The organism is Streptomyces sp. NPDC050674 (genome assembly GCF_040654575.1).
Lineage (GTDB): Bacteria > Actinomycetota > Actinomycetes > Streptomycetales > Streptomycetaceae > Streptomyces.
Genome location: NZ_JBFAIG010000013.1, coordinates 1 through 23,350 on the forward strand (window position 1 = coordinate 1; position 23,350 = coordinate 23,350).

General features: G+C 73.5%; 24 protein-coding genes, 1 pseudogene and 1 riboswitch. Of the genes and pseudogenes, 16 read left to right on the forward strand and 9 right to left on the reverse strand.

All coding sequences use genetic code 11. The features are described 5' to 3' along the window. Positions 1-648 (forward strand): annotated as a pseudogene (locus AB0I06_RS21690) (phosphoketolase); the annotation flags it as partial. 84 nt (positions 649-732) lie between these two features. Next, complete coding sequence (locus tag AB0I06_RS21695; RefSeq protein ID WP_363120463.1) at positions 733-1,383, forward strand: DedA family protein; 651 nt, start codon at positions 733-735, stop codon at positions 1,381-1,383. A gap of 12 nt (positions 1,384-1,395) precedes the next feature. On the opposite strand, the gene AB0I06_RS21700 is transcribed toward AB0I06_RS21695, so the two are convergent. Further along, complete coding sequence (locus tag AB0I06_RS21700; RefSeq protein ID WP_363120464.1) at positions 1,396-1,923, reverse strand: gamma carbonic anhydrase family protein; 528 nt, start codon at positions 1,921-1,923, stop codon at positions 1,396-1,398. A 111-nt stretch (positions 1,924-2,034) separates the two neighbouring features. On the opposite strand from AB0I06_RS21700, the gene AB0I06_RS21705 reads away from it, so the two are divergent. Then, positions 2,035-2,832, forward strand: a complete 798-nt coding sequence (locus AB0I06_RS21705; RefSeq protein ID WP_363120465.1) for an acyltransferase — start codon at positions 2,035-2,037, stop codon at positions 2,830-2,832. 52 nt (positions 2,833-2,884) lie between these two features. Here the strand turns inward: AB0I06_RS21705 and AB0I06_RS21710 are convergent, their stop codons facing one another. Continuing rightward, a complete protein-coding gene (locus AB0I06_RS21710) occupies positions 2,885-3,742 on the reverse strand; it encodes a DMT family transporter (RefSeq protein ID WP_363120466.1) in 858 nt (285 codons plus the stop codon). Positions 3,743-3,839: 97 nt separating this feature from the next. Here AB0I06_RS21710 and AB0I06_RS21715 point away from each other — a divergent pair, with 97 nt between their 5' ends. After that, positions 3,840-4,412: an XRE family transcriptional regulator gene (locus AB0I06_RS21715; protein WP_363120467.1), complete on the forward strand. Its 573-nt coding sequence runs from the start codon at positions 3,840-3,842 to the stop codon at positions 4,410-4,412. 43 nt (positions 4,413-4,455) lie between these two features. After that, positions 4,456-5,013: a YbaK/EbsC family protein gene (locus AB0I06_RS21720; protein ID WP_363120468.1), complete on the forward strand. Its 558-nt coding sequence runs from the start codon at positions 4,456-4,458 to the stop codon at positions 5,011-5,013. Positions 5,014-5,059: 46 nt separating this feature from the next. On the opposite strand, the gene AB0I06_RS21725 is transcribed toward AB0I06_RS21720, so the two are convergent. After that, positions 5,060-6,124, reverse strand: a complete 1,065-nt coding sequence (locus AB0I06_RS21725) for a cation diffusion facilitator family transporter (RefSeq protein ID WP_363120469.1) — start codon at positions 6,122-6,124, stop codon at positions 5,060-5,062. Positions 6,125-6,186: 62 nt separating this feature from the next. On the opposite strand from AB0I06_RS21725, the gene AB0I06_RS21730 reads away from it, so the two are divergent. Beyond that, on the forward strand, positions 6,187-6,546 hold the full coding sequence (locus AB0I06_RS21730; RefSeq protein WP_363120470.1) for a metalloregulator ArsR/SmtB family transcription factor: 360 nt from the start codon (positions 6,187-6,189) through the stop codon (positions 6,544-6,546). Positions 6,547-6,581: 35 nt separating this feature from the next. Here the strand turns inward: AB0I06_RS21730 and AB0I06_RS21735 are convergent, their stop codons facing one another. The 3 genes from AB0I06_RS21735 to AB0I06_RS21745 all read right to left on the reverse strand — a co-directional run bounded on the left by AB0I06_RS21735 (position 6,582) and on the right by AB0I06_RS21745 (position 9,994). Further along, complete coding sequence (locus AB0I06_RS21735; RefSeq protein ID WP_363120471.1) at positions 6,582-7,805, reverse strand: 4-hydroxybenzoate 3-monooxygenase; 1,224 nt, start codon at positions 7,803-7,805, stop codon at positions 6,582-6,584. A 22-nt stretch (positions 7,806-7,827) separates the two neighbouring features. Beyond that, complete coding sequence (locus AB0I06_RS21740; protein ID WP_363120472.1) at positions 7,828-9,432, reverse strand: APC family permease; 1,605 nt, start codon at positions 9,430-9,432, stop codon at positions 7,828-7,830. Positions 9,433-9,565: 133 nt separating this feature from the next. Next, entirely contained in the window at positions 9,566-9,994 is a 429-nt protein-coding gene (locus tag AB0I06_RS21745) for a CoA-binding protein (protein WP_363120473.1), read from the reverse strand. An 83-nt stretch (positions 9,995-10,077) separates the two neighbouring features. Continuing rightward, a riboswitch (cobalamin riboswitch) is annotated at positions 10,078-10,268 on the forward strand. 68 nt (positions 10,269-10,336) lie between these two features. Here AB0I06_RS21745 and AB0I06_RS21750 point away from each other — a divergent pair. The 8 genes from AB0I06_RS21750 to AB0I06_RS21785 all read left to right on the forward strand — a co-directional run bounded on the left by AB0I06_RS21750 (position 10,337) and on the right by AB0I06_RS21785 (position 19,473). After that, entirely contained in the window at positions 10,337-11,353 is a 1,017-nt protein-coding gene (locus AB0I06_RS21750) for an ABC transporter substrate-binding protein (protein WP_363120474.1), read from the forward strand. Between the two features lie 83 nt (positions 11,354-11,436). After that, the gene (locus AB0I06_RS21755) at positions 11,437-12,402 is read left to right on the forward strand and encodes an iron chelate uptake ABC transporter family permease subunit (protein ID WP_363120662.1); all 966 of its coding nucleotides are present in this window, start codon (positions 11,437-11,439) and stop codon (positions 12,400-12,402) included. Next, positions 12,399-13,229 (forward strand): ABC transporter ATP-binding protein, encoded by an 831-nt coding sequence (locus AB0I06_RS21760; RefSeq protein WP_363120475.1) that lies wholly within the window; start codon positions 12,399-12,401, stop codon positions 13,227-13,229. Before AB0I06_RS21755 ends, AB0I06_RS21760 begins: the two co-directional genes overlap by 4 nt. A 69-nt stretch (positions 13,230-13,298) precedes the next feature. After that, complete coding sequence (locus tag AB0I06_RS21765; protein ID WP_363120476.1) at positions 13,299-14,015, forward strand: hypothetical protein; 717 nt, start codon at positions 13,299-13,301, stop codon at positions 14,013-14,015. Further along, positions 14,012-14,554 carry a histidine phosphatase family protein gene (locus AB0I06_RS21770; protein WP_363120477.1) on the forward strand — a complete coding sequence of 181 codons (543 nt, stop codon included), beginning with the start codon at positions 14,012-14,014 and terminating at the stop codon, positions 14,552-14,554. The genes AB0I06_RS21765 and AB0I06_RS21770 overlap by 4 nt, the downstream gene beginning before the upstream one ends. Positions 14,555-14,581: 27 nt before the next feature. Beyond that, positions 14,582-15,208 (forward strand): YigZ family protein, encoded by a 627-nt coding sequence (locus tag AB0I06_RS21775; protein WP_363120478.1) that lies wholly within the window; start codon positions 14,582-14,584, stop codon positions 15,206-15,208. 108 nt (positions 15,209-15,316) lie between these two features. Next, a complete protein-coding gene (locus AB0I06_RS21780; protein ID WP_363120479.1) occupies positions 15,317-16,480 on the forward strand; it encodes an exonuclease SbcCD subunit D in 1,164 nt (387 codons plus the stop codon). After that, positions 16,477-19,473, forward strand: a complete 2,997-nt coding sequence (locus AB0I06_RS21785) for an SMC family ATPase (protein WP_363120480.1) — start codon at positions 16,477-16,479, stop codon at positions 19,471-19,473. The genes AB0I06_RS21780 and AB0I06_RS21785 overlap by 4 nt, the downstream gene beginning before the upstream one ends. A gap of 1 nt (position 19,474) precedes the next feature. On the opposite strand, the gene AB0I06_RS21790 is transcribed toward AB0I06_RS21785, so the two are convergent. Next, on the reverse strand, positions 19,475-19,921 hold the full coding sequence (locus AB0I06_RS21790; protein WP_363120481.1) for an Lrp/AsnC family transcriptional regulator: 447 nt from the start codon (positions 19,919-19,921) through the stop codon (positions 19,475-19,477). 94 nt (positions 19,922-20,015) lie between these two features. Between AB0I06_RS21790 and AB0I06_RS21795 the strand changes: the two genes are divergently transcribed. Beyond that, positions 20,016-20,486 (forward strand): rhodanese-like domain-containing protein, encoded by a 471-nt coding sequence (locus AB0I06_RS21795; protein ID WP_363120482.1) that lies wholly within the window; start codon positions 20,016-20,018, stop codon positions 20,484-20,486. A 45-nt stretch (positions 20,487-20,531) separates the two neighbouring features. Beyond that, positions 20,532-21,050 (forward strand): immunity 21 family protein, encoded by a 519-nt coding sequence (locus AB0I06_RS21800; RefSeq protein ID WP_363120483.1) that lies wholly within the window; start codon positions 20,532-20,534, stop codon positions 21,048-21,050. Between the two features lie 37 nt (positions 21,051-21,087). Here AB0I06_RS21800 and AB0I06_RS21805 read toward each other — a convergent pair whose 3' ends face one another. Further along, a complete protein-coding gene (locus tag AB0I06_RS21805) occupies positions 21,088-22,776 on the reverse strand; it encodes a DUF885 domain-containing protein (protein ID WP_363120484.1) in 1,689 nt (562 codons plus the stop codon). Positions 22,777-22,807: 31 nt separating this feature from the next. Next, on the reverse strand, positions 22,808-23,299 hold the full coding sequence (locus AB0I06_RS21810) for an Lrp/AsnC family transcriptional regulator (protein ID WP_363120485.1): 492 nt from the start codon (positions 23,297-23,299) through the stop codon (positions 22,808-22,810). Between the last annotated feature and the right edge of the window lie 51 nt (positions 23,300-23,350).

Here is a 23,350-nt window from a genome sequence, read left to right on the forward strand (position 1 = left end):
AGCCGCGACTACGTCAACGTGATCGTCGCCGGGAAGCAGCCCTGCTTCGACTGGCTCTCCATGGACGAGGCCCGCGTGCACTGCGCCCGCGGCGCAGGCATCTGGGAATGGGCCGGCACCGAGGACGGCGGCGAGCCCGACGTGGTCCTGGCCTGCGCCGGGGACGTCCCCACCCAGGAGACCCTGGCCGCCGCGCACCTGCTGCGCCGCCACCTGCCCGAGCTGTCCGTGCGGGTCGTCAACGTCGTCGACCTGGCCCGGCTGCTGCCCCAGGGGGAGCACCCGCACGGCATGAGCGACTTCGAGTACGACGGCCTGTTCACCGCCGACAAGCCGGTGATCTTCGCCTACCACGGCTATCCGTGGCTCATCCACCGCCTCGCCTACCGCCGCACCGGCCACGGCCACCTGCACGTGCGCGGCTACAAGGAGGCCGGCACCACGACCACGCCGTTCGACATGGTCGTCCGCAACGACCTCGACCGCTACCGCCTGGTCATGGACGTCATCGACCGGGTCCCGGGCCTCGCGGTGCGGGCCACGGCCGTACGCCAGCGGATGGCCGACGCCCGCACCCGCCACCACGCCTGGATCCGGGAGCACGGCACCGATCTGCCCGAGGTCGCCGAGTGGAGCTGGAACGCCTGAGCCGCCGCGGACGTCCTAAGAGCCGGTAGGCTTCCGGGGGCACGCAGGGAAGCCCGCGGGCAAGCTCAGGGAAAGGAACCGGCGTTGCACGTCCAGGAGTGGCTCGAAACCGTACCCGCCGTCGCCGTCTACGCACTGGTGGGGCTGGTCATCGGCCTGGAAAGCCTGGGCATCCCGCTGCCGGGCGAGATCATCCTGGTCTCCTCGGCGCTGCTCGCCTCCCAGCACGGTGAGATCGACCCCGTCGTCCTCGGCGCCAGCGCCACGGCCGGCGCGATCATCGGCGACTCGATCGGCTACGCCATCGGCCGCAAGGGCGGACGGCCCCTGCTGGCCTGGCTCGGAAACAAGTTCCCCAAGCACTTCAGCGAGGGCCACATCGCCACCGCCGAGCGCTCCTTCGAGAAGTGGGGCATGTGGGCCGTCTTCTTCGGCCGCTTCGTCGCCCTGCTGCGCATCTTCGCCGGCCCCCTCGCGGGCGTGCTGCGCATGCCGTACTGGAAGTTCCTCATCGCCAACGTCCTCGGCGGCATCCTCTGGGCGGGCGGCACGACCGCCGTCATCTACTACGTCGGCATCGTCGCGGAGTCCTGGCTGAAGCGCTTCTCGTGGCTGGGCCTGGTCGCGGCGGTCCTGGTGGGCCTCACGTCCATGCTGGTGATCAAGCGCAAGGCGAAGAAGGCCCAGCAGGTCCACCAGGCGGAGCAGGCCCAGCCCGTGGCCGCAGCGGAGTAGACCCGCCCCCCGTCACGCGTGAAGGTCGCGGTGCGCCTTCGCCAGCTCGGCGTACATCGTGCCGTTGAGGGTGACCCCCTGCCGCTCCTCCTCCGACAGCTCCCGCCGGACCTTCGCGGGGACTCCCGCCACCAGCGACCCGGGTGGTACGACCATGCCCTGCGGGACCAGGGCCTGTGCGGCGACGAGTGATCCGGCCCCGATGACGGCGCCGTTCAGCACCGTCGCCCCCATGCCGATCAGACAGTCGTCCTCGACGGTCGCCCCGTGCACCACCGCGTTGTGCCCGACGCTCACCCGCTCACCGATCCGCACGGGGAAGCCCGGGTCGGCGTGGAGGGTGCAGTTGTCCTGCACGTTGCTGCTCGCTCCCACGGAGATCGTCTCGACGTCGCCGCGCACCACGGCTCCGTACCAGACGCTCGCCCCCGCCCCCAGGGTCACGCCTCCGATCACCGAAGCCGTGGGCGCCACGAACGCCGTCCCGTCGATCTCCGGCTCCCTGCCGCCGATGCCCGTGATCATCGCCTGCCGACCCATGTCCGCCTCCCAAGCCTCGTGGACAACGCGCACACCGTACGCCACCCGGTGGGGCGAAGATCACAGGCATCCCACGCCGCCCGGTGAGCGCCCGCTGAGTACGGTGAGCGGGTGCCGAAGCGCAAGAACACGTTCTCATCCTGGCGGCGGGGCCTCACGCAGCGCGCCGTCCACGCGGGCTGGGCCTGGATGCAGCGGACGGCCTCCGTCACCGCCGAGCACCCCGGCCGGTACCGGTTCGGCGCGATAGGAACAGGTACCAGGCTCGCCTTCCCGCTCGGCACGGTCTTCGGCGAACCGTGGATCCACCTCGGCTCCCACTGCATCATCGGCGAGCAGGTCACCCTCACCGCCGGCCTCATGCCCGACCTCGACCTCGGCCCGGACCCGATCCTGCGCGTCGGCGACGGTGTCGTCCTGGGCCGCGGCAGTCACGTCATCGCCGACACCACGGTCACGATCGGCAGCGACTGCTACTTCGGCCCCTACGTCTACGTCACGTCCACGAACCACTCCTACGACGACCCGCACCAGCCGATCGGCAGGCAGTGGCCGCGGATGGAACCGGTGGAGATCGGGCCCGGCTGCTGGATCGGCACGGGAGCGGTGATCCTGCCGGGCGCCCGGATCGGGCGGAACGTGGTGGTGGCCGCGGGCGCGGTCGTCCGGGGCACGGTCCCCGACCACGCCGTCGTCGCGGGCGCCCCGGCCCGCGTCGTACGACGCTGGACCCCGGCCGACGGCTGGCAGCCCCCGTTGCGCACCCCGGCGCCGGTTCCGATACCGGAGGGCGTCACGCCCGAGCAGCTGAGCGCGCTGTCGGGCCTGGACGAGGAGACGGCGGCCCGGCTCGCCGAGCTGGACGAGGAGGCCGCGGCGGGACTCGCGGAGCTGGAGCCGGGTTCCTGAACCGCCGGTCCCGACACCGGCGGGCGCCCCGGGGACGACGGCCCGGACGGGATCAGCCCGACGCCAGCAGCACCGTGCCGACCAGGGCCAGGCCCGCTCCCGCGGCCTGAATCGCCTGGAGCCGTTCGCGCAGGACACCGCGTGCGGCCACGGCCGTCACCACCGGGTACAGGGAGGCCAGCACGGCGGCGACCGTCACCGGGCCGTGCTGCGCGGCGATGGAGTACGTGCCGTTCGCGGCGACGTCCGCGAGGCCGACGAAGGCGAGGGCGGGCAGGGACCGCCAGGGGAAGCCGCCCGCCGGGAGCGCGGGCGACCCGCGGCGCACCGAGACGTACAGCGCCGCTCCACCCGCGGCGACGTTCGTCACCCGCTGCACGAACAGGGCGAGGAACAGTCCCGTGAGGGTCGACGACGCCTCGGCGATCAGGGCCATCACCGCGCCGAAGCCGAACGCCGCGAGCAGGGTCAGGGCGATGGCCTGGCGCTGCACCGGGGCCCCGCGGAACTGCGGGCCACCGGCCAGGCACACCCCGGCGACGGCGACCAGGATGCCGAGGAACTGCAGCAGGCCGGGGCGTTCGCCCAGCACGAGGCCCACCCCGACCGGTACGGCCACGCCGATCGACCCCAGCGGGGAGACCACGCCCATCGGGCCCAGCGCGAGCGCCTTGTAGAAGGCGAGCATCGCCACGGGCCCGACCAGCCCGGCCGCGACGGCGCACCACAGCTGCGGTCCCGCCTCGCTCCAGCCGCCGGTCGCCACCACGACCACGCCCAGCACGGCCACCGCGATCGACTGCGAGAGCACGACCACCGTGAGCGCGGGCGTGCGCCGGGTCAGCAGGCCGCCGCCGAAGTCGGCCAGCCCCCACAGCAGGCTGGTGGCCAGGGCGAAGAGCGCTGTCATGGGACGGATACCTCGCAGTACAGTGCAGTGAACGATCAGGTCAACCACACCATAGTGCGGCAGGTTGCACTGTGTCATACAGAATATTGGACGGAACGTGTCGGACCTCGACCTGCTGACCCAGTCCCTGGCGCGGAGCGTCAAGCACTGGCGCGCCGTGCGCGGCTTCACCCTGGACGTGCTCGCCGCCCGGGCGGGTGTCAGCCGCGGCATGCTCATCCAGATCGAGCAGGCCCGCACCAACCCCAGCCTCGGCACCGTCGTCAAGATCGGCGACGCTCTCGGCATCAGCATCACCACCCTGCTCGACTACGAGCAGGGCCCGAACGTCCGCATCGTCCCGGCCGAGCAGGCCGTACGGCTGTGGCACACCGACGCCGGCAGCTACAACCGGCTCCTCGCGGGCACCGAGGCGCCCGGACCGCTGGAGATGTGGGACTGGCGGCTCATGCCCGGCGAGAGCAGCCCTTCCGACCCCCACCCCGCCGGCACGACCGAGCTGCTGCACGTCACGGCGGGTGAACTGACCCTCACCGTCGACGGTGTCGAGCACCGCGTGCCCGCCGGGGCCAGCGTCCACTTCGAGGCCAACGTCCCGCACGTCTACGGCAACACCGGTGAGGCGCCCATGGAGATGGTCATGGCCGTCTCGGTGCCACCCGTGACCTGAGACGCCCGGCCCGCCACCGCCCCGCCGTTGCTACCGTGCGCCCATGCGCGCACCCATCGGGCACTTCGACGACGCCCGCCCGGCCCTTGACTGCCTCGGGGAACTCACCACCCCGGTGGCCGAAGCCGTACGCCACTGGCGGGGCAGCGTCCCCGCCGAGCAGATCGTCTACGTCGACACCGACCCGGAGTGGGCCGACACCGCCACCTTCGTCGAGCACTACGGGCATGAGCTGCTGGAGCGGTCGGCCAACTGCGTGGTCGTCTCGGGCAAGCGGGGCGGCGAGTCCACGCTCGCCGCGTGCGTCGTGCTCTCCACGACCCGCGTCGACGTGAACGGCGTCGTGCGCCGCCGGCTCGGCGCCCGCAAGGCCTCCTTCGCCTCCGTGGACACGGCCACCGGCGAGACCGGCATGGAGTACGGCGGCATCACCCCGCTCGGACTACCGGACGGCTGGCCCGTCCTGGTGGACGCGGCCGTCGTCGACCTGCCGTACGTCCTGGTCGGCAGCGGCCGGCGGCGCGGCAAGCTGCTGGTCCCGGGCAAGGCGTTCGCCGAACTGCCCGGTGCCGCGGTGCTGGAGGGGCTCGGGGTCTGCTGACCCGGGCCCCGCCGTGTGGACCACCCCCCGGTTCGCGGGCAGGACCTCAATGCGCGACGTGGTGGGCCAGCGGCAGATGCGGATCGCTCTCGCCCGGCGCCGGCTCCGGGTCCGCGTGGACCAGGGCCGCGGTCAGCCGCGGTACCGCGTGCAGCAGTGCGTGCTCGGCTTCCACGGCGACGCGATGTGCCTCGCGCACCGTCGAGTCGCCGTCCACCACCACCGCCACCTCGGCGCGCAGCCGGTGACCGATCCAGCGCAGCCGCAGCTCACCCACCCCGCGTACCCCGGGCACCTCGGCCAGAGCCCGCTCGGCCCGCTCCACCAGGGCCGGGTCGACGGCGTCCATCACCCGGCGGAACACCTCCCGCGCCGCGTCCCGCAGCACCAGGGCGATCGCCGCCGTGATGGCCAGCCCGACGATCGGGTCCGCGAGTTGCCATCCCAGAGCCGAGCCCCCGGCGCCCAGCAGCACGGCCAGCGAGGTGAAACCGTCGGTGCGGGCGTGCAGTCCGTCGGCGACGAGAGCGGCCGAGCCGATCGAGCGGCCGACACGGATGCGGTAGCGGGCCACCCACTCGTTGCCGGCGAAGCCGACGAGAGCGGCCACGGCGACCGCCGGCACGTGCTGCACCGGGCGCGGATCCAGCAGCCGGTCCACGGCGGTCCAGCCGGCGAAGACCGCGGACGCGGCGATCGTCAGCACGATCACCAGGCCGGCCAGATCCTCGGCCCGTCCGTAGCCGTAGGTGAAGCGGCGGGTGGCCGCGCGCCGGCCCACCACGAAGGCGATCCCCAGCGGAACGGCCGTCAGCGCGTCTGCGGTGTTGTGCACCGTGTCCCCGAGCAGCGCGACCGACCCGGAGACGGCCACCACGACCGCCTGGGCCAGCGCCGTCACGCCGAGAACGGCGAGCGAGACCCACAGCGCCCGCATCCCGCGCGCCGAGGACTCCAGCGCGGGGTCGACCTTGTCGGCCGTCTCGTGGGAGTGCGGGGTCAGCAGGTGGCGCATCCGGTGGCGAAGCCCCTGCCGGTGGCCGTGGCCGTGGCCGTGGTCGTGATCGTGGCCGTGGTCGTGCGGGTGGGAGTGCTCGTGCCGGTCGCTCACGTGGGTCCCCTTCCGGAGTGCTGGGAATGGACGTACCCGGGCTGTGGCGCCATTATGTGCGTATGAGCGCACGCATGCACCTGTCAGCTGCACATGATGCGCATCCGCGCAGCCCCGGCGAGGAGCAGCTCGCACTCGCCGCCGAACTGCTGGCCCTGCTGGGGGACCGGACCAGACTCGCGCTGCTGCACGCGCTGGCCGGGGGAGAGGCCGACGTCACCACCCTCACGGAGGCGTGCGGTGCGGCCAGACCGGCCGTCAGCCAGCACCTGGCACGGCTGCGCCTCGCGGGCCTGGTGAACACACGCAAGGAGGGCCGCCGGGTGGTCTACTCCCTGCGCGACGGCCATCTGCGACGGCTCGTGGACGAGGCGCTGAACGTGGCCGACCACCGCCTCAGCGACCGGCCCCCGCACGACTGAGCCCGTACCGCGCCGCACGACTGAGCCGCACGACGTCAGTACCGCGCCGCGGTCCCCAGGTACTGCTCGGCGAAGGCGGCGGCCGCCGCGGGCGAGGTGAACAGGCGACGCAGCCGGGCGAGCGTGGTGCCCGCGCGGAACGGGTCGCCCGTCGCCGCGCCGTGGTACACCTCGGACAGCCACTGCGAGAACTCCTGGTAGTCCCACACGCGTCGCAGGCACGCCTGCGCGTAGCCGTCGAGCCCGCTGCCGTCACCGGTGGTCAGCCGGGCGGCCAGCGCGTCGCCGAGCAGGAAGGCGTCGTGCAGGGCGAGGTTCATGCCCTTGGCGGCGATGGGGGCGACCAGATGGGCCGCGTCACCGGCGAGGAAGAGCCGGCCGTGCACCATCGGCTCGACCACGTAGTCGTGCATGTCCAGCACGCGCTTGTCGATCAGCCGCCCCTCGGCCGGCGGCGGCACCCCGGCCGCTCCGAGCCGCTCCCGGAGTTCGGCCCACACGCGCTCGTGCGGCCAGTTCTCCGGGTCGTCACCCGGCGGGCACTGGAGGTAGTAGCGGGTCACCTCCGGGCTGCGGGGCATCTGCCCGGCGAACCCGCGCGGGTGGCAGCCGAACAGCACGCAGTCGGCGGACGGCGGCGCCTCGGCGAGCAGGGCGAGCCAGCCGATGCCGTAGTCGTGCCGCGCGATCCGCACCCGCTCCGGCGGCAGCGAGGCCCGGGTCACCCCGCGTGCCCCGTCGCAGCCGGCGACGAAGTCGCAGTGCGCGACCTGGCCCTCGCCCGTCTCGGGGCAGGTGTACGACACCCACGGCCGGTCGGTGTCGAGGTCGTGGACGCGCACGTCCCGGACCCCGAAGCGGATCGCGCCGCCCCGGACGCCGGCGTACTCCCGCACCAGGTCCGTCACCAGCAATGGCTGCGGATAGACGAAGTGGTGACTTCCCGTCAGCTCTCCGTAGGGGAACCGGTACCGCTCGCCGTCGAAGCGGAACTCGCACGCGGTGTGCAGCTCGGCGCGGTCCAGGAGGTTGCGGGCGAGGCCGCGCTTTTCCAGACCGCGTACGGCCCACTCCTCGATGACCCCGGCCCGGGGGCGCCGTTCGATGAACTCCCGGGTCTCCGTCTCCAGCACCAGACAGTCCACGGACGCGGCCCGCAGGATGTTCCCGACGGTCAGGCCCGCCGGACCGGCGCCCACGACAACGACCGGGAAACGTTGTGGGGCGCCGGAGTTCACGGGCGGAAGGGGGTGGGTCATGCGCACATTATGGAGGCCGGTCTCAGTGCACCGGCACCTCCGTGACGGCCACCTCCTCGATGCTCCGCTCTATCTCCGCGGGCAGGGAGGCCGAGGCCCGGGCCCAGTAGTAGATCGCCAGCGAGAACACGGCCACGACCAGCATGTCCCACCACAGCGTGAGGTGCCCCTGGCCGCCGAAACCGCCCTGCCAGGAGATGACGCCCATGCCCAGCAGGTAGACGGGCAGCCACTGGGCGGCCTTCCAGTCCAGGCGGGGCGCGTCCGGCAGGCCCTTGCGGGTGGCGTACCAGGCGTAGCCTCCGAGCAGGACGTAGCCGAGGACGATGGCCACGCCGAGCCGCCACAGCGTGTCCCAGGTGGACCAGTAGATGATGAGGTTGGCCACCACGAACGACAGGGGTGACACGACCGTGCCGCCGGGCAGGCGGTAGGGGCGTTCCCGGTGCGGCAGCCGGTCGGCGAAGACGCCGTAGGCCAGCGGGGCGCCCGCGTACATCAGCACGCTCGCCGAGGTGATGAAGCCGACCAGCTGCTGCCAGCTCGGGAACGGCAGGAAACAGACCACGCCCGTCACGAACGACACGATCAGCCCGAACCACGGCACGCCGCGCGCGTCGGTGCGGGCGAAGAGCTTCGGCGCGTAGCCGTTGCGGGCCAGGCCGTAGGAGACGCGGGACGTGGCCGTCGTGTAGATCAGGCCGGTGCCGCCGGGGGAGACCACCGCGTCCAGGTACAGCACCACGCTCAGCCAGCCGAGTCCCACCAGGGTCGCGAGCCCCGCCCACGGACCGCTGATGCCGGGGTAGTCGAGCTTGGTCCAGCCGTGCGCGAAGGAGCTCAGCGGCAGGGCGGCGATGAAGACGACCTGGAGCAGGACGTAGATGCCCGCGCCGATGACGACCGAGCCGATCGTCGCACGGGGCAGGTCCCGTCGCGGGTCACGGCTCTCGCCCGCCAGCTGGATCGCCTGCTCGAAGCCCAGCAGGGCGAAGATGATGCCGCTGGAACTGACGGCGCTCAGCACGCCATGGGCGCCGAACGGGGCGAAGCCGTGCTCGGTGAAGTTGCCCGGGTGGAAGTTGCCGGCCGCGATGATGAAGATCGCGGCCAGCGGCACCGCCACCTTCCACCAGGTGGCGGCGCTGTTGGTGTGCGCCAGGACGCGCACGCCGAGGAAGTTGACGACGACGAACACGGCCATCAGCACGACGGCGACAACGAAACCGCTCGTCGTGAGCGTGCCGTCCTTCGCGTGCTGGAGCCCCTGCGCCCAGTGCCAGTGCCCGGCGTAGCCGATCATGGCCTCGACCTCGATCGGTGCCACGGTCGCCGCCTGGAGCCAGGAGAACCAGCCGAACGACATCCCGGCCAGCCCGCCGAAGGCGTAGTGCGGATAACGGGCCGTGCCGCCCGCGACCGGGAACATGCCGCCCAGCTCGGCGTGCACCAGGGCCAGCAGCACGATCGCCACCGCGCCGATGAGCCAGGACAGGATCGCCGCGGGACCGGCCGCCACGACGGCCTTCTCGGCGCCGTACAACCAGCCCGAGCCGATGATGGAACCGACCGAGGCCCACATGAGCCCGATCAGCCCGACGTCCCGGCGCAGGCCGTCTCTTTCCATGAATACAAGGCCTCTCGGAGATGAACTCGGGGAGTTCGGCGAGCAAGAGGCCTCAGGTTAGGAACCGGCCGACCGGCCGCAGAAGACGCGTTGTGCAGCCTTGACCGGGTGCGGGTGTTTCGTGGGAAACGCTTCAAGAATCCTGTACACGGCCATGAGACAGCCGTGGGATCTCGATCGCCGGGCAGCGGTCCATCACCATCTCCAGACCCGCCGCACGCGTCCGGTCGTACGCCGTCTCGTCGATGACGCCGAGCTGGAACCAGACGCCCTTCGCGCCCTTGGCGACCGCCTCGTCCGCGACGGCACCGGCGAGGTCGCTGTTCACGAACACGTCGACGACGTCCACGTCGAAGGGGATGTCCGTCAGGCTCGCGTACCCCTGCTCCCCGTGCACCGTCTCGGCCTTCGGATGCACCGGCACCACGCGCTTGCCGAAGCGCTGGAGCGTCGCGGCGACGCCGTACGCCGCCCGCTGACGGTTCGACGACAGGCCCACCACGGCCCAGGTGTCGCCGAGCTCGGTGAGGATCCTGCGGACCGTTGCCTCGTCGCCGTACACCGGCGGCCTCCTCGGAATGTCGTGGACGAACTGCTGTCGGGGCAACGGCTCCGGGCGGGCGATGATTCCCGGGCGGGCCCGCGTGATAGCTTGCCGAGGCCAGTCGAACCCATGTACGTGGGTCAGGGAATCCGGTGCGAATCCGGAACTGACGCGCAGCGGTGAGGGGGACGGGCGGGGCCTCGGCCACTGGACTCCCTCGCGGACGTCCGGGAAGGCGCCCCGATCCGGAGGAACCCGAGTCCGAAGACCTGCTGGCGGCCCCCGCGGCCGTGCGCGGCGGGGGAGCACCGTACGACCGGGCTCCGCGAATGGGCCCTCGACGCCTGAGGACTGGTTCCCGTGCCCCTCGCCCGACCCGCCCGTGCCGCCGTCCTGCTGACGGCCGGTTCCCTGCTCCTGACCGGCTGCGGTGCCTCCGGTCCCACGACGGCGAAGGCCGCCGTCACGCTCTCCGACTGCGGCCACGAGGTCCGCGTCACGGCCGCCCCGCGGCACGCCGTGTCCCTCAACCAGGGCACCACCGAGATCCTGCTCTCGCTCGGTCTGGCCGACCGCCTCGCGGGCACCGCCACCTGGACCGACCCCGTGATGAAGGGGCTGGAGAAGGCCGAGGCGAAGGTGCCCCGCATCGCCGAGAACAACCCGTCCTTCGAACGCGTCCTGGCCGCCGACCCCGACTTCGTCGCCGCCTCCTTCGTCTCCACCCTCGGCAAGGGCGGCGTCGCCACCCGCGAGCAGTTCGAGAAGCTCGGCGTCCCCACCTACGTCTCCCCGTCCGACTGCGTCGGCAAGGACAACTCGGGCGGCGGCGACGGCGCACGCGACACCGCCCTGGACATCGACACCGTCTACGGCGAGGTCCGGGACCTCGCGACCGTGTTCGGGGTGAAGGGACGCGGCGACGCACTCGTCGCCTCCCTCCAGCGGCGCATGAAGAAGGCCACGGCCGGCATCGACGCCTCCGGCGTCACCCTCCTGTACTGGTTCGCCAACTCCGAGTCGCCCTACATGGCCGGCTGCTGCGGAGCGCCCGGCATCATCACCCGCGCCCTCGGCGCCAAGAACGCCTTCGGCGACACCCACCAGGAATGGCCGCAGGTCAACTGGGAGACAGTCGCCGACCGCGACCCCGACGTCCTCGTCATCGGCGACCTGACCCGCAGATCGCAGACCGCCGAGTCGGCCGCCAGGAAGATCGCCTTCCTGGAGTCCAACCCGGTCACCAAGAACATGGACGCCGTCCGGCACAAGCGGTACGTGCTGCTCAGCGGGCAGGCCATGAACCCCACCATCCGCACCGTCGAGGGCGTGGAGCGGGTGGCCGCGGGGCTGCGCCGGTTCGGGCTGGTGAAGTGACCACCCGCGATGTGCCGGGCGCCGGGGCGCGGCCCCGGCGCGGGGCCGGTCTCGCGCCGGCGGCGGCCGGGGCGGTCGCGCTCATGGCCTCCCTCGCCGTGGCCGTCACCATCGGTCCCGCCGACATACGGGTCGCCGACGTGTGGTCCGTGGTCGCCGCCCATCTCGGTCTCGGCAGTTCGCGGCTGACGCCGATCCGGGACGGGATCGTCTGGCAACTGAGGCTGCCGCGCACCCTGCTCGCGGCCGTGTGCGGGGCCGGACTGGCCGTGTGCGGGGCGGTGATGCAGTCGCTGCTGCGCAACCCGCTGGCCGACCCCTTCGTGCTCGGGGTGTCCTCCGGCGCCTCCACCGGAGCGGTCCTGGTCGTCGTGCTCGGCGTGGGCGGCGGTGCCCTCCCGGTCCCGGCGGGCGCGTTTCTCGGCGCCCTGGTGTCGTTCGCCCTGGTGCTGCTGCTCAGTCACACCCTCGGCGGCACCACCGACCGGGTCGTCCTCGCGGGCGTCGCAGCCATGCAGCTCTTCTCGGCGCTCACCTCCTTCGTCGTGCTGACCGCCGCCGACGCCGAGACGACCCGCGGCGTGCTGTTCTGGCTCCTCGGCTCGCTCGGCGGCGCCGGCTGGACCGACGTGTGGCTGTGCCTGGCCGTGCTGGCCGTGGCGCTGGTGGTGTGCCTGGCGTACGCCCGTACCCTCGACGCCTTCGCCTTCGGGCAGGACGCGGCGGCCGCGCTCGGGGTGTCCGTCGCCCGCACCCGTCTGGTGCTGCTGTGCGTCACCGCCCTGCTCACGGCGGCGCTGGTCAGCTCGGCCGGGGCGATCGGCTTCGTCGGGCTGGTCCTGCCGCACGCCGCCCGCGCCCTGACCGGGCCCGGGCACGCCCGGCTCCTGCCGGTCACCGGCCTCGCCGGGGCGGTGTTCCTGGTGTGGGTCGACACCCTGGCCCGCACCGTCCTGGACCCGCAGGAGATCCCGGTGGGGGTCGTGACGTCGCTGATCGGGGTGCCGGCCTTCGTGGCGGTGCTGTACCGGACACGGAGGTCCGGATGAGCGGCACCACGGCGTCACCGGACGCGGGCCTGCGGGCCGACCGGGTCGGCCGCCGCACCGACGGGCGCCTCATCCTGGACGGCGTGGTCCTCGCACCGGAGACCGGCTCCACCGTCGGTGTCCTCGGCCCCAACGGCTCCGGCAAGTCCACGCTGCTGCGCCTGCTGGCCGGGCTGCTCGCCCCGACCTGCGGAGTCGTCACGCTCGACGGCACACCGCTCGGTGAGCTGCCCCGCCGCACGGTCGCCCGGCGCCTCGCCGTGGTCGAGCAGCAGTCCGACACCCAGGTCGAGTTCACGGTCGAGGACGTCGTACGGCTGGGCCGGATCCCGCACCGCCGAGCCTGGACACCGGCCTCGGCGGACGACGAGCGGGCGGTGCGCGCCGCCCTGGAGCGCGCGGGCCTCGCCGACTGCTCCGGCCGGTCCTGGCACACTCTCTCGGGCGGCGAACGCCAGCGCGCGCAGATCGCCCGGGCGCTCGCCCAGGAACCCCGTGAGCTCCTCCTCGACGAGCCCACCAACCACCTCGACATCCACCACCAGCTCGATCTGCTCACCCTCGTCACCGGCCTGCCGGTCACCACCGTCGTCGCCCTGCACGACCTCAACCTGGCGGCGATGTACTGCGACCGGGTCGTGGTGCTGCACGAGGGACGGGCCGTGGCCGGGGGCACTCCGGGAGACGTCCTCACCGCGGAACTCATCGCCGACGTGTACGGAGTGCGCGCCGCCGTCAGCCGCGAAGGCCCCGAGGGGCGGCCGCACGTGCGGTTCCTGGGCACCCTGTCCCGTGACGAGCGGCCGGACCCGCCCCGGGCGCGGTGATCCCGCCACGGCGGCCGGGAAACCCCGAACCTGCCCGCGTGCGACGGCCTTCCCGCCTACGCTCACCTCGTGCTGCGCATCACCGACGCCCGGACCGGCCAGCCGGTCGACGCCGCCCCGGCCCGCCGGGGCCTGACCCGTGTCGAGGTGCACGCGCCCGGTTCCGACACCACGAACCTTCGGGTGCTGCTCGTCGGGGACCTGCTCGTCAGGACCCTGGAACTGGGCGGCACGCCGGTGTGGGCACTGCTGACCGGCGGCCACCGCCAGGCGGAACTGCGCGCGCGGGCCGCGACCCTGAACATCCGCCCCTTCGAGGACAGCCCCGACGTCGGCGCAAGCCTGGGCGAGTCCCAGGCCCTCCACGTCGCCGCCCAGGGCGGGGCGCCGCCCGACGGGGTACTGATCACCGTCGCGCCGGTCCAGACGGACCCGCCCGGACACGGCGACCCCGCCGCCCTGCGCCTCGCCCTGCTCACCCGGCACCACAGCGCCCCCGCCCGGCCGGAGGCGGCCGACGTCGACGGCGCCCGCGCCACCCTCGCCCGCTGGCGCACCGCGGTCGCCCGCTGGGCGCGGCAGCCCTCGCGGCCGATCCCCGACGACGTGCGCGGGAGGCTGCGCGACGCCTGGGAAGACGACCTGGACCTGCCCCGGGTGCTGGACGTGCTGCGCCAGGTCGAGACCCGGCCGGACCTGGCCGACGGCGCCCGCTTCGAGACCTACGCCTACGCCGACCGCCTCCTCGGCCTCGATCTCACCCGCGACCTGGGAGCACCGTCATGATCGAACGAGCCGGAGCGGGCCCGCTGCGCCGCCTCATCGTGCTCCGGCACGCCAAGTCCGCCTGGCCCCTGGACGTCGCCGACCACGAACGACCCCTCGCCCCGCGCGGCCGCCGGGACGCCCCCGCGGCCGGGCGGGCCCTGGCCGACGCCGATCTCCTGCCGGACCTCGCACTGTGCTCCACCGCCCTGCGCGCCCGCGGCACCTGGGACCTGGCCGCCGCCGAGTGGGGCACACCCCCGCCGGTCCGGTACGACCGCCGGCTCTACGCCGCCGGCCCGTCGGGCCTGCTGGCCGTCGTGCACGAGGCGCCCGCCGAGGTGGAGACACTGCTGCTGATCGGCCACAACCCGGGCCTCGAGGAACTGGTCCTGGCCCTCGCCGGCGACGGCCTCGACGACACCCTGGAGCAGGTCCGCACCAAATTCCCCACCTGCGCGATCGCCGTCCTGTCCTGGCGCGGCACGGCCTGGCGGGCCCTCGAGGCCGGCACCGCGCTGCTCACGTCCGTGACCGTGCCCCGGGGCGCGAAGAAGTAGTCCCCGGCCCGCGCATAGGCTGGCCGGATGCAGGACGAATACCGCACGGTCGCCGCCGCCGGCGTGCACGAGACCGAGGTCAACCGCTCCCGCTTCCTGTGCGCCCTCGCCCCGGCGGCCACCGAGCGGGAGGCCCAGGACTTCATCGCCGCGGTCCGCAAGGAGCACGCCGACGCCAGCCACAACTGCTGGGCCTACGTCATCGGCGCGGACGCCTGCGTCCAGAAGGCGAGCGACGACGGCGAACCGGGCGGCACCGCCGGCGTCCCCATGCTCCAGATGCTGCTGCGCCGGGACATGCGGTACGTCGTCGCCGTCGTCACCCGCTACTACGGCGGGGTCAAACTCGGCGCGGGTGGACTCATCCGGGCCTACGGCGGAGCGGTCGGCGAGGCGCTGGACGCCCTCGGCACCCGCACCCGCCGCCGGTACCGGCTCGCCACGGTCACCGTCGACCACCAGCGGGCCGGCAGGCTCGAGAACGACCTGCGGACCACCGGGCGCGAGGTCCGGGACGTGCGCTACGCCGAAGCCGTCACGATCGAGATCGCCCTCCCGGACGCGGACGTCGAGCCCTTCCGGGCCTGGCTCGCCGACGTGACCTCCGGCACGGCCGGCTTCGAGCCGGGCGGCGAGGCGTACGGGGACGCCTGACGTTCCGGACCGAAGCGGTCATAAGGGTCGCTTCCGTGGCGGGAGATGACGGTCGATACGGGAGTAACCGCCCGTGCTGTCAGACCCGGCGGTTAGTCTCGGGGGATCATGAGACTGCTGCACACTTCCGACTGGCACCTCGGCCGGGCGTTCCACCGGGTCAATATGCTCGGGGCCCAGGCCGAGTTCATCGCCCACCTCGTCACGACCGTGCGGGAGCGGGCCGTGGACGCGGTGCTGGTGTCGGGAGACGTGTACGACCGGGCGGTGCCGCCGCTCGCCGCGGTCGAGCTGTTCGACGACGCCCTGCACCGCCTCGCCGACCTCGGTGTGCCGACGGTGATGATCTCCGGGAACCACGACTCCGCCCGCCGTCTCGGCGTCGGCGCGGGCCTGATCGGACGGGCCGGCATCCATCTGCGCACCGAGCCGTCGGCGGCGGGCACCCCGGTGGTGCTGTCCGACACCCACGGGGACGTCGCCTTCTACGGCCTGCCCTACCTCGAACCGGCTCTGGTCAAGGACGAGTTCGGCGTGGAGAAGGCCGGGCACGAAACCGTGCTCGCCGCCGCCATGGACCGGGTCCGCGCCGACCTCGCCGACCGCGCCCCCGGCACCCGCTCCGTGGTCCTCGCGCACGCCTTCGTCACCGGCGGTGAACCCAGCGACAGCGAACGGGACATCACCGTCGGCGGCGTCGCCGCGGTGCCCGCCGGCGTGTTCGACGGCGTCGACTACGTGGCGCTCGGGCATCTGCACGGCTGCCAGACCCTCACCGACCGCGTCCGCTACTCCGGATCCCCCCTGCCCTACTCCTTCTCCGAGGCCGCCCACCGCAAGAGCATGTGGCTGGTCGACCTGGCCGCCGACGGCTCCGTCGACGCCGAGCGCCTCGACTGCCCGGTGCCGCGCGCCCTGGCCCGCATCCGGGGCACGCTGGAGGACCTGCTCGCCGACCCCGGCCTGGCAGGGCACGAGGACGCGTGGGTCGAGGCGACCCTCACCGACCCCGTCCGCCCGGCCGACCCGATGGCCCGGCTCACCGAGCGTTTCCCGCACACACTCAGCCTCGTCTTCGACCCCGACCGCGACGAGGAGGAGTCCGAGGTGTCCTACGCCCGGCGCCTGGCCGGCCGCAGCGACCAGGAGATCGCGGAGGACTTCGTCGCCCATGTGCGCGGCGCCGGACCCGACCCGCACGAACAGGGCGTGCTGCGGGACGCGTTCGACGCGGTGCGGGCCGACGAGAGCGTGCGGGAGGTGGCCCGGTGAGGCTCCACCGGCTCACGGTCACCGCCTTCGGGCCCTTTTCGGGCACCCAGACCGTCGACTTCGACGAGCTGTCGGCGGCCGGTCTCTTCCTGCTGCACGGCCCCACCGGCGCGGGCAAGACCTCCGTGCTCGACGCCGTCTGCTACGCCCTGTACGGCTCGGTGCCGGGCGCCCGGCAGGGCGGCGGCCAGGGCACGGCCCTGCGCAGCGACCACGCCGCGCCCGCGACGCGCACCGAGGTCGCCCTCGAACTCACCGTCGCCGGACGCCGTCTGGAGGTCACCCGGCAGCCGCCCTGGGAGCGCCCCAAGAAACGCGGCACCGGCACGACCCTGGACAAGGCCCAGACCTGGCTGCGCGAGTACGACAGGGCGGCCGGCGCATGGAAGGACCTGAGCCGCTCCCACCAGGAGATCGGTGAGGAGATCACCCAGCTGCTCGGCATGAGCCGTGAGCAGTTCTGCCAGGTCGTGCTGTTGCCGCAGGGCGACTTCGCCCGGTTCCTGCGCGCCGACGCCGAGGCCCGCGGCAAGCTGCTGGGCCGGCTGTTCGACACCCGCCGCTTCGCCGACGTCGAAAAGCGCCTCGCCGAACGCCGCCGCGTCACCGAGGCCCGGGTGCGGGACGGGGACGCCGAGCTGCTGGCCGACGCCCACCGCATGCAGCAGGCCGCGGGCGACGCCATGGAGCTGCCCGAACTCGCCCCCGGCGAACCGGGACTCGCCGAGGCCGTGCTGAGCGCGGCCGCCGTCGCCCGCAGCACCGCCCGCGAACAGCTCACCGTCGCCGCGTGCACGCTCACCGCCGCCGAGTCCGCCCAGGCCGCAGCCGACCGCGTCCTGGACGACGTCCGCGAACTGGACCGGCTCCAGCGCCGGTTCACCCAGGCACGGGAAAGGGCGGCGCGCCTGGAGCAGGGAGCCGAGGCCTACCGGGAGGCGCAGGCGCTCATGGAGCGGGCCCGCAAGGCGGAAACGGTCGCGCCCGCCCTGGAGCTGCGCGATGCCGCGGACGCCGAGCACCGCCGCGCCACCGCCGCCGAGGCCCGCGCCCGCGCCCAGCTGCCGGAGAGCTTCACCGACGCCGGAGCGGCCGGGCTCGCCGCCGCCGCACGCCGGGCCGCCGAGGAACTGGGCGGGCTCGACGCGGCCCGCCGCGCCGAGCGGCGGCTGGCCGAACTCCTCGACGAGCGCACCGGACTGGACCGCCAGGAGCGCGCCGACACGGAGCTGCTCCACGAGGCGCAGGCCTGGCTCGACGGCTGGGAGGAGACCCGCACCGCGCTCCAGAGCCGGGTCGACTCCGCACAACAGGCCGCCGCCCTCGCCGAACAGCTCACCGTACGGCGCGAGCCCGCCCAGCAGCGGCTGAAGGCCGCCCGCATGCGCGACCAGCTCGCCCAGGACACGGACCGGGCGGTCGAGCGGGTGCGCTGCGCGCGGGACGAGGCGCTGCGGGCCAAGCAGCACTGGCTCGACCTCAAGGAACAGCGCCTGAACGGCATCGCGGCGGAACTGGCCGCCCACCTCACCGACGGCGAACCCTGTGCCGTCTGCGGCGCCACCGAACACCCCGCCCCCGCCCGCAAGGTCGCCGGGCACGTCGACCGTGAGGCGGAGGAGCGCGCCCTCACCGCCCACCAGCGCGCCGAGGAACAGCGCGCCGAGGACGAACGGCGGCTCGGCGTCGTCCGGGAGGCGCTCGCCGCCGCCACCGCCGAGGCCGGTGACACGCCCACCGGTGAACTCGCCCGGCAGGCGGCGGAGCTGGAGGAGCAGTACGAGCGGGCCCGTGGCGCCGCCGCCGAGCTGCACGCCGCGCAGGAGCGCCTGCGGCAGGCCGGGCAGGAACACGAACGGCGCCTCGCCGCCCGGCAGGAGGCCGCGGTACGGGCCGCCTCGCGGGTCGGTCACCGGGAGCGCCTGGACCGGGAACGGGCCACTCTGGAGGAGGAACTGGAGCGGGCGCGGGGCTCCCTGGACAGCGTCGCGGCGCGGGCCGCGCAGCTGGAGCGGCGCACCGTGCTGCTCAGCGACGCCGCCGACGCCGTCCGCGTGGCCGAGGACACCGCCCAGCGGCTCAAGGACGCCGACGCCCGGCTCGCCGACGCCGCCTTCCGCGCCGGCTTCGAGACCCCGCAGGCCGCGGCCGCCGCCCTCCTCGACAACGCCGCCCACCGCGAGCTGCAACGCCGGCTCGACGCCTGGCAGCACGAGGAGGCCGCCGTACGGGCCGTCCTCGCCGAGGCCGACACGGCCGCGGCTGCGCAGGTCCCGCGGGCCGACCTGGACGCGGCGCAACGGGCCGCCGACGAGGCGGCCCGGCGGGTACGCGACGCCGCCTCCGCCCACGACGCCGCCGGCCGGCGCTGCGCCGAACTCGACCGGCTGTCCGCCCGGGCGACCGCCTCCGTGCACCGGATCGCGCCGCTGCGCCGGGAGTACGACCGCGTCGCCCGGATGGCCGGCCTCGCCGCCGGCACCTCCGCGGACAACGAACGCCGGATGCGCCTGGAGTCGTACGTGCTGGCGGCCCGGCTGGAGCAGGTCGCCGCCGCCGCGACGGTACGGCTGCGCCGCATGTCCTCCGGCCGCTACACCCTCGTCCACTCCGACGACCGCACCGGACGCGGCCGCAGCGGGCTCGGGCTGCACGTCGTCGACGCCTGGACCGGCCGCGAGCGGGACACGGCCACGCTGTCCGGCGGTGAGACGTTCTTCGCCTCGCTCGCCCTGGCCCTGGGCCTCGCGGACGTCGTCACCGACGAGGCGGGCGGGGTGCGGCTGGACACCCTCTTCATCGACGAGGGCTTCGGCAGCCTCGACGACCAGACCCTCGACGAGGTCCTCGACGTGCTGGACTCGCTGCGCGAACGCGACCGCAGCGTCGGCATCGTCAGCCATGTCGCCGACCTGCGGCGGCGGATCCACGCCCAGCTCGAAGTGGTCAAGGGCCGGTCCGGGTCGGTGCTGCGGCAGCGCGGCGCGGGCTGACTCAGCGGCCCAGGGGGCGCCGGGGGAGGGGCGAGGAGTACACCACGCTCGTCGTCACCGAGCCCAGCGCACCGATCTTCCCCGACACCTCCTCCAGGTGACGCATCGAGCGGGCCGTGACCTTGATGACGAAACAGTCGTCCCCCGTGACATGGTGCGCCTCCAGGATCTCGGGCGTGACGGCGACCAGGTCGTGGAAGGGCTTGTAGTTGCCGTTCGGGTACCGCAGGCGCACGAACGCCAGGATCGGCAGCCCCAGCCGCTCCGGGTCGACCACGGCCGCGTAGCCCTGGATGATCCCTGCCTCCTCCAGGCGGCGCACCCGTTCGGTGACCGCGCTGGCGGACATGGACACGGCGCGGGCCAGCTCGGCGAAACCGGCCCGGCCATCCCGCTGGAGGATGTCGAGGATGCGCCAGTCGGTGGCGTCCGGGGAATACTCGGTCACCGCCGAGGAATAGCAGGGGAATCCCCGGCGGATCAAGCCCAGCGCCGGGGATCGTCCCTTCAGAGGCGGGAGCGCCGGCCGTAGTTTGTGTCGCATGACCACCACCGTGAACCCCGTCCTGCGCGTCGCCCCCGCCGCTCCGGCGGAGGCCGCAGCGCACTTCCGCGCCGGTCTCGCCTTCCACACCGACGTGTCCGATGTCGCCGCCGCGCTCGACGCCGGAGGCGACCCCGGCTTCGTCCTCGTCGACTCGCGCTCCACCGAGGCCTGGGACCAGGGCCACGTCCCTGGCGCGGTCCACCTGCCGACCGCGCTCGTCGCCGAGCAGGCCGCGCGGCTCCTCGACCGGTCGGTGCCGGTCGTGACCTACTGCTGGGGCCCCGGCTGCAACGGCGCCGCCCGCGCGGCCCTCGCCCTCGCCGAGCTCGGCTACCGGGTGAAGGAGATGCTCGGCGGCTTCGAGTACTGGGTGCGCGAGGGCTTCACGTTCGAGACCTGGCAGGGGCCCGAGCGCCGGGTCCCGGACCCCCTGACGGCCCCCGTCGGCGGAGACTGCGGCTGCTGAACCCACGCTCTGGCGCCGCCGGTTGACCCTGTAGGTTCTTGCGCCATGGTGCGATACGCGGAGCCGGGCGCGGTGGAATGGGTCGAGTCGGGCGGCGGGCCGCTGATAGCGGTACCGGAGACCGTTCTGCCGTTCTGGGCGGGTGCCGACGGCGAGGAGACGGCCTCGGACTACGACCGGGCCTGTGAGGTGGACGGCCAGATCGGCCTCCTCCCGGTCGGCGACTGCACCGCCCTGGTCCTGGGCGACGAGCCCGCCTCGACCGCCTATCTGCCCGACCACGGCCTGTTCGTCCGGTGGTGCGCCGGTGACGTGGAGGACGAACTGCTGGCGAGCGTCCCGGCGGCGACCGCCGAGGCGGAGTGGGGACCGCGGACGTCCTGGAAGGTGCCCGGGCCCGTGCGCCTCTTCGACGCGGCCTGGCCCGGGACGGGCCTCGCGGACACCGACCAGGTCCGGGTGGCCCTGGAACCCGGCACCTACACGGTCCGCACCGCACGGGTCCGGCCGGGCCCGGAGACCTGGCTGGACCTCGTCCGGCTCCAGCTGCGAACGCCGCGCTGACGGAAGCCCTCCCGGGGCCGCGCCACCGGCGCCGGGACTACAGCTGCGACAGTTCGTCCACCAGGTCGTCCAGCCCCAGCGACCCCTGCGACAACGCCGCCATGTGCCATGCCTTCGGGTCGAAGGCGTCGCCGTGCCGCTTGCGGGCGTTCTCGCGGCCCAGCAGCCAGGCCCGCTCGCCGAGCTTGTAGCCGATCGCCTGGCCCGGCATGGACAGATAGCGGGTCAGCTCGCTCTCCACGAAGTCCGCGGGGCGGCTGCTGTGCGAGCCGAAGAACTCCTGCGCCAGCTCGGGCGTCCAGCGCTCGCCGGGGTGGAAGGGCGAGTCGTCCGGGATCGTCAGCTCCAGGTGCATGCCGATGTCGATGATGACGCGCACGGCCCGCATCATCTGCGCGTCCAGGTAGCCGAGCCGGCGCTCCGGGTCGGTCAGGAAGCCCAGTTCGTCCATCAGCCGCTCCGCGTACAGCGCCCAGCCCTCGGCGTTGGCGCTCACCATGCCGACGCTCGCCTGGTACCGGGAGAGGTCCCGCGCCACGTGCTTCCACTGGGCCAGCTGGAGGTGGTGGCCGGGCACGCCCTCGTGATACCAGGTCGACACCAGGTCGTAGACCGGGAAGCGCGTCTCTCCCATGGTCGGCAGCCAGGTGCAGCCCGGGCGTGAGAAGTCGTCCGACGGCGGCGTGTAGTAGGGGGCGGCGGCGCTGCCCGGAGGGGCGATGCGCGACTCCACCCGGCGCACCCGCTCGGCCAGGTCGAAGTGGGTGCCGTCGAGCGCGTCCATCGCCTCGTCCATGAGGCTCTGGAGCCAGTCGCGGACCTCGTCGACCCCCTCGATGTGGGTGCCCTGCGCATCCAGGTGGGCCAGCGCCTCCCACGGGGTGGCGGCGCCCGGCAGGATCTTCTCGGCCTCGGTCCTCATCTCGCCGAGGAGGCGGTGGTACTCGGACCAGCCGTAGGCGTAGGCCTCGTCCAGGTCGAGGTCCGTGCCGTTGAAGTAGCGCACCCAGCGCGCGTAGCGCTCCCGGCCCACCACGTCCGGCGCGCCCTCGATCGCCGGCGCGTACACGTCCCGCATCCAGTCACGCAGGCGCACGACGGCCTCGGTGGCCGAGCGGGCGGCGCTGTCCAGCTCCTGGCGCAGGGCCTCGGGACCGGCGGCGGCGTACTGCTCGAACCAGCCGTGGCCTTCGTCGGCGCCGGCCCACTCGCCGAGCTGCCGGAGGAAGGTGGCCGTGGCGCGGGGGCCGCCGTACAGCTTGCGCTCCAGGCCGAGCGCCAGGGAGCGGCGGTAGCCCTCCAGCGCGGCGGGGACCGCGCGCAGCCGCTCCGCGATGGCCGCCCAGTCCTCCTCGGTCCGCGCCGGTGTCACGGTGAACACCTGCCGCACCGAGTGGGCGATGGAACTCAGGTTGCTGACGGACCGCAGGCTCTCGTCGGCCTCGTGCACCGCGAGTTCGGCGCTGAGCCGCTCGCGCAGCAGCCGTGCGCAACGGCGTTCGATGTCGCTGTCCGCGCCGGGCAGCCGCTCGGCCTCGTCCAGCCGGGCCAGCGTCCGGCGCGCCAGCTCCGCGAGCGCCTCCTGGCCCTCCGGCGACGTGTCCGGCAACCTGCTCGAACTCTCCTTGACGCCGAGGAAGGTACCGGTGATCGGATCGAGGGCGACGAGCTCGTCGACGTAGGCGTCGGCGACTTCGCGGGGCAGCTGGCTGTTGATCTCAGGCATGCGGCCATCCTCGTACGAGGGACCGCGCACGTCACGCGGATTGAGCCGTGGGCGAAGGCGGCAGCAGCGGCCCGCACTCCCACTGCTGGAAGATCAGCCGGGTCTCCACCCGCGCCACCTCCCGGCGCGAGGTGAACTCGTCCAGCACCAGCCGCTGGAGATCGGCCATGTCGGCGACGGCGACATGGACCAGGTAGTCGTCGGGCCCGGTCAGATGGAAGACCGTCCGCGATTCCGGCAGAGCGCGGATCCGCTCCACGAACGGCCCCACCAGCTCCCGCCGGTGCGGTCTGACCTGCACCGACAACAAGGCCTCCAGGCCGCGCCCCAGCTTGGCCGGATCCAGTTCCAGCCGGTGCCCGAGGATCACGCCCGAGCGGCGCAGCCGCGTCACCCGGTCCAGACAGGTCGACGGCGCCACCCCGACCTGCGCGGCGAGATCCCGGTACGTCGCCCGGGCGTCGTTCTGCAACAGCCGCAGCAGATGGAGATCCACCGGATCCAGTACGACGGATTCAGCCATGGGCCGAACGTAACACGGGGTTGCGCGCCGAAGGCCCGGTCCATGTTCACC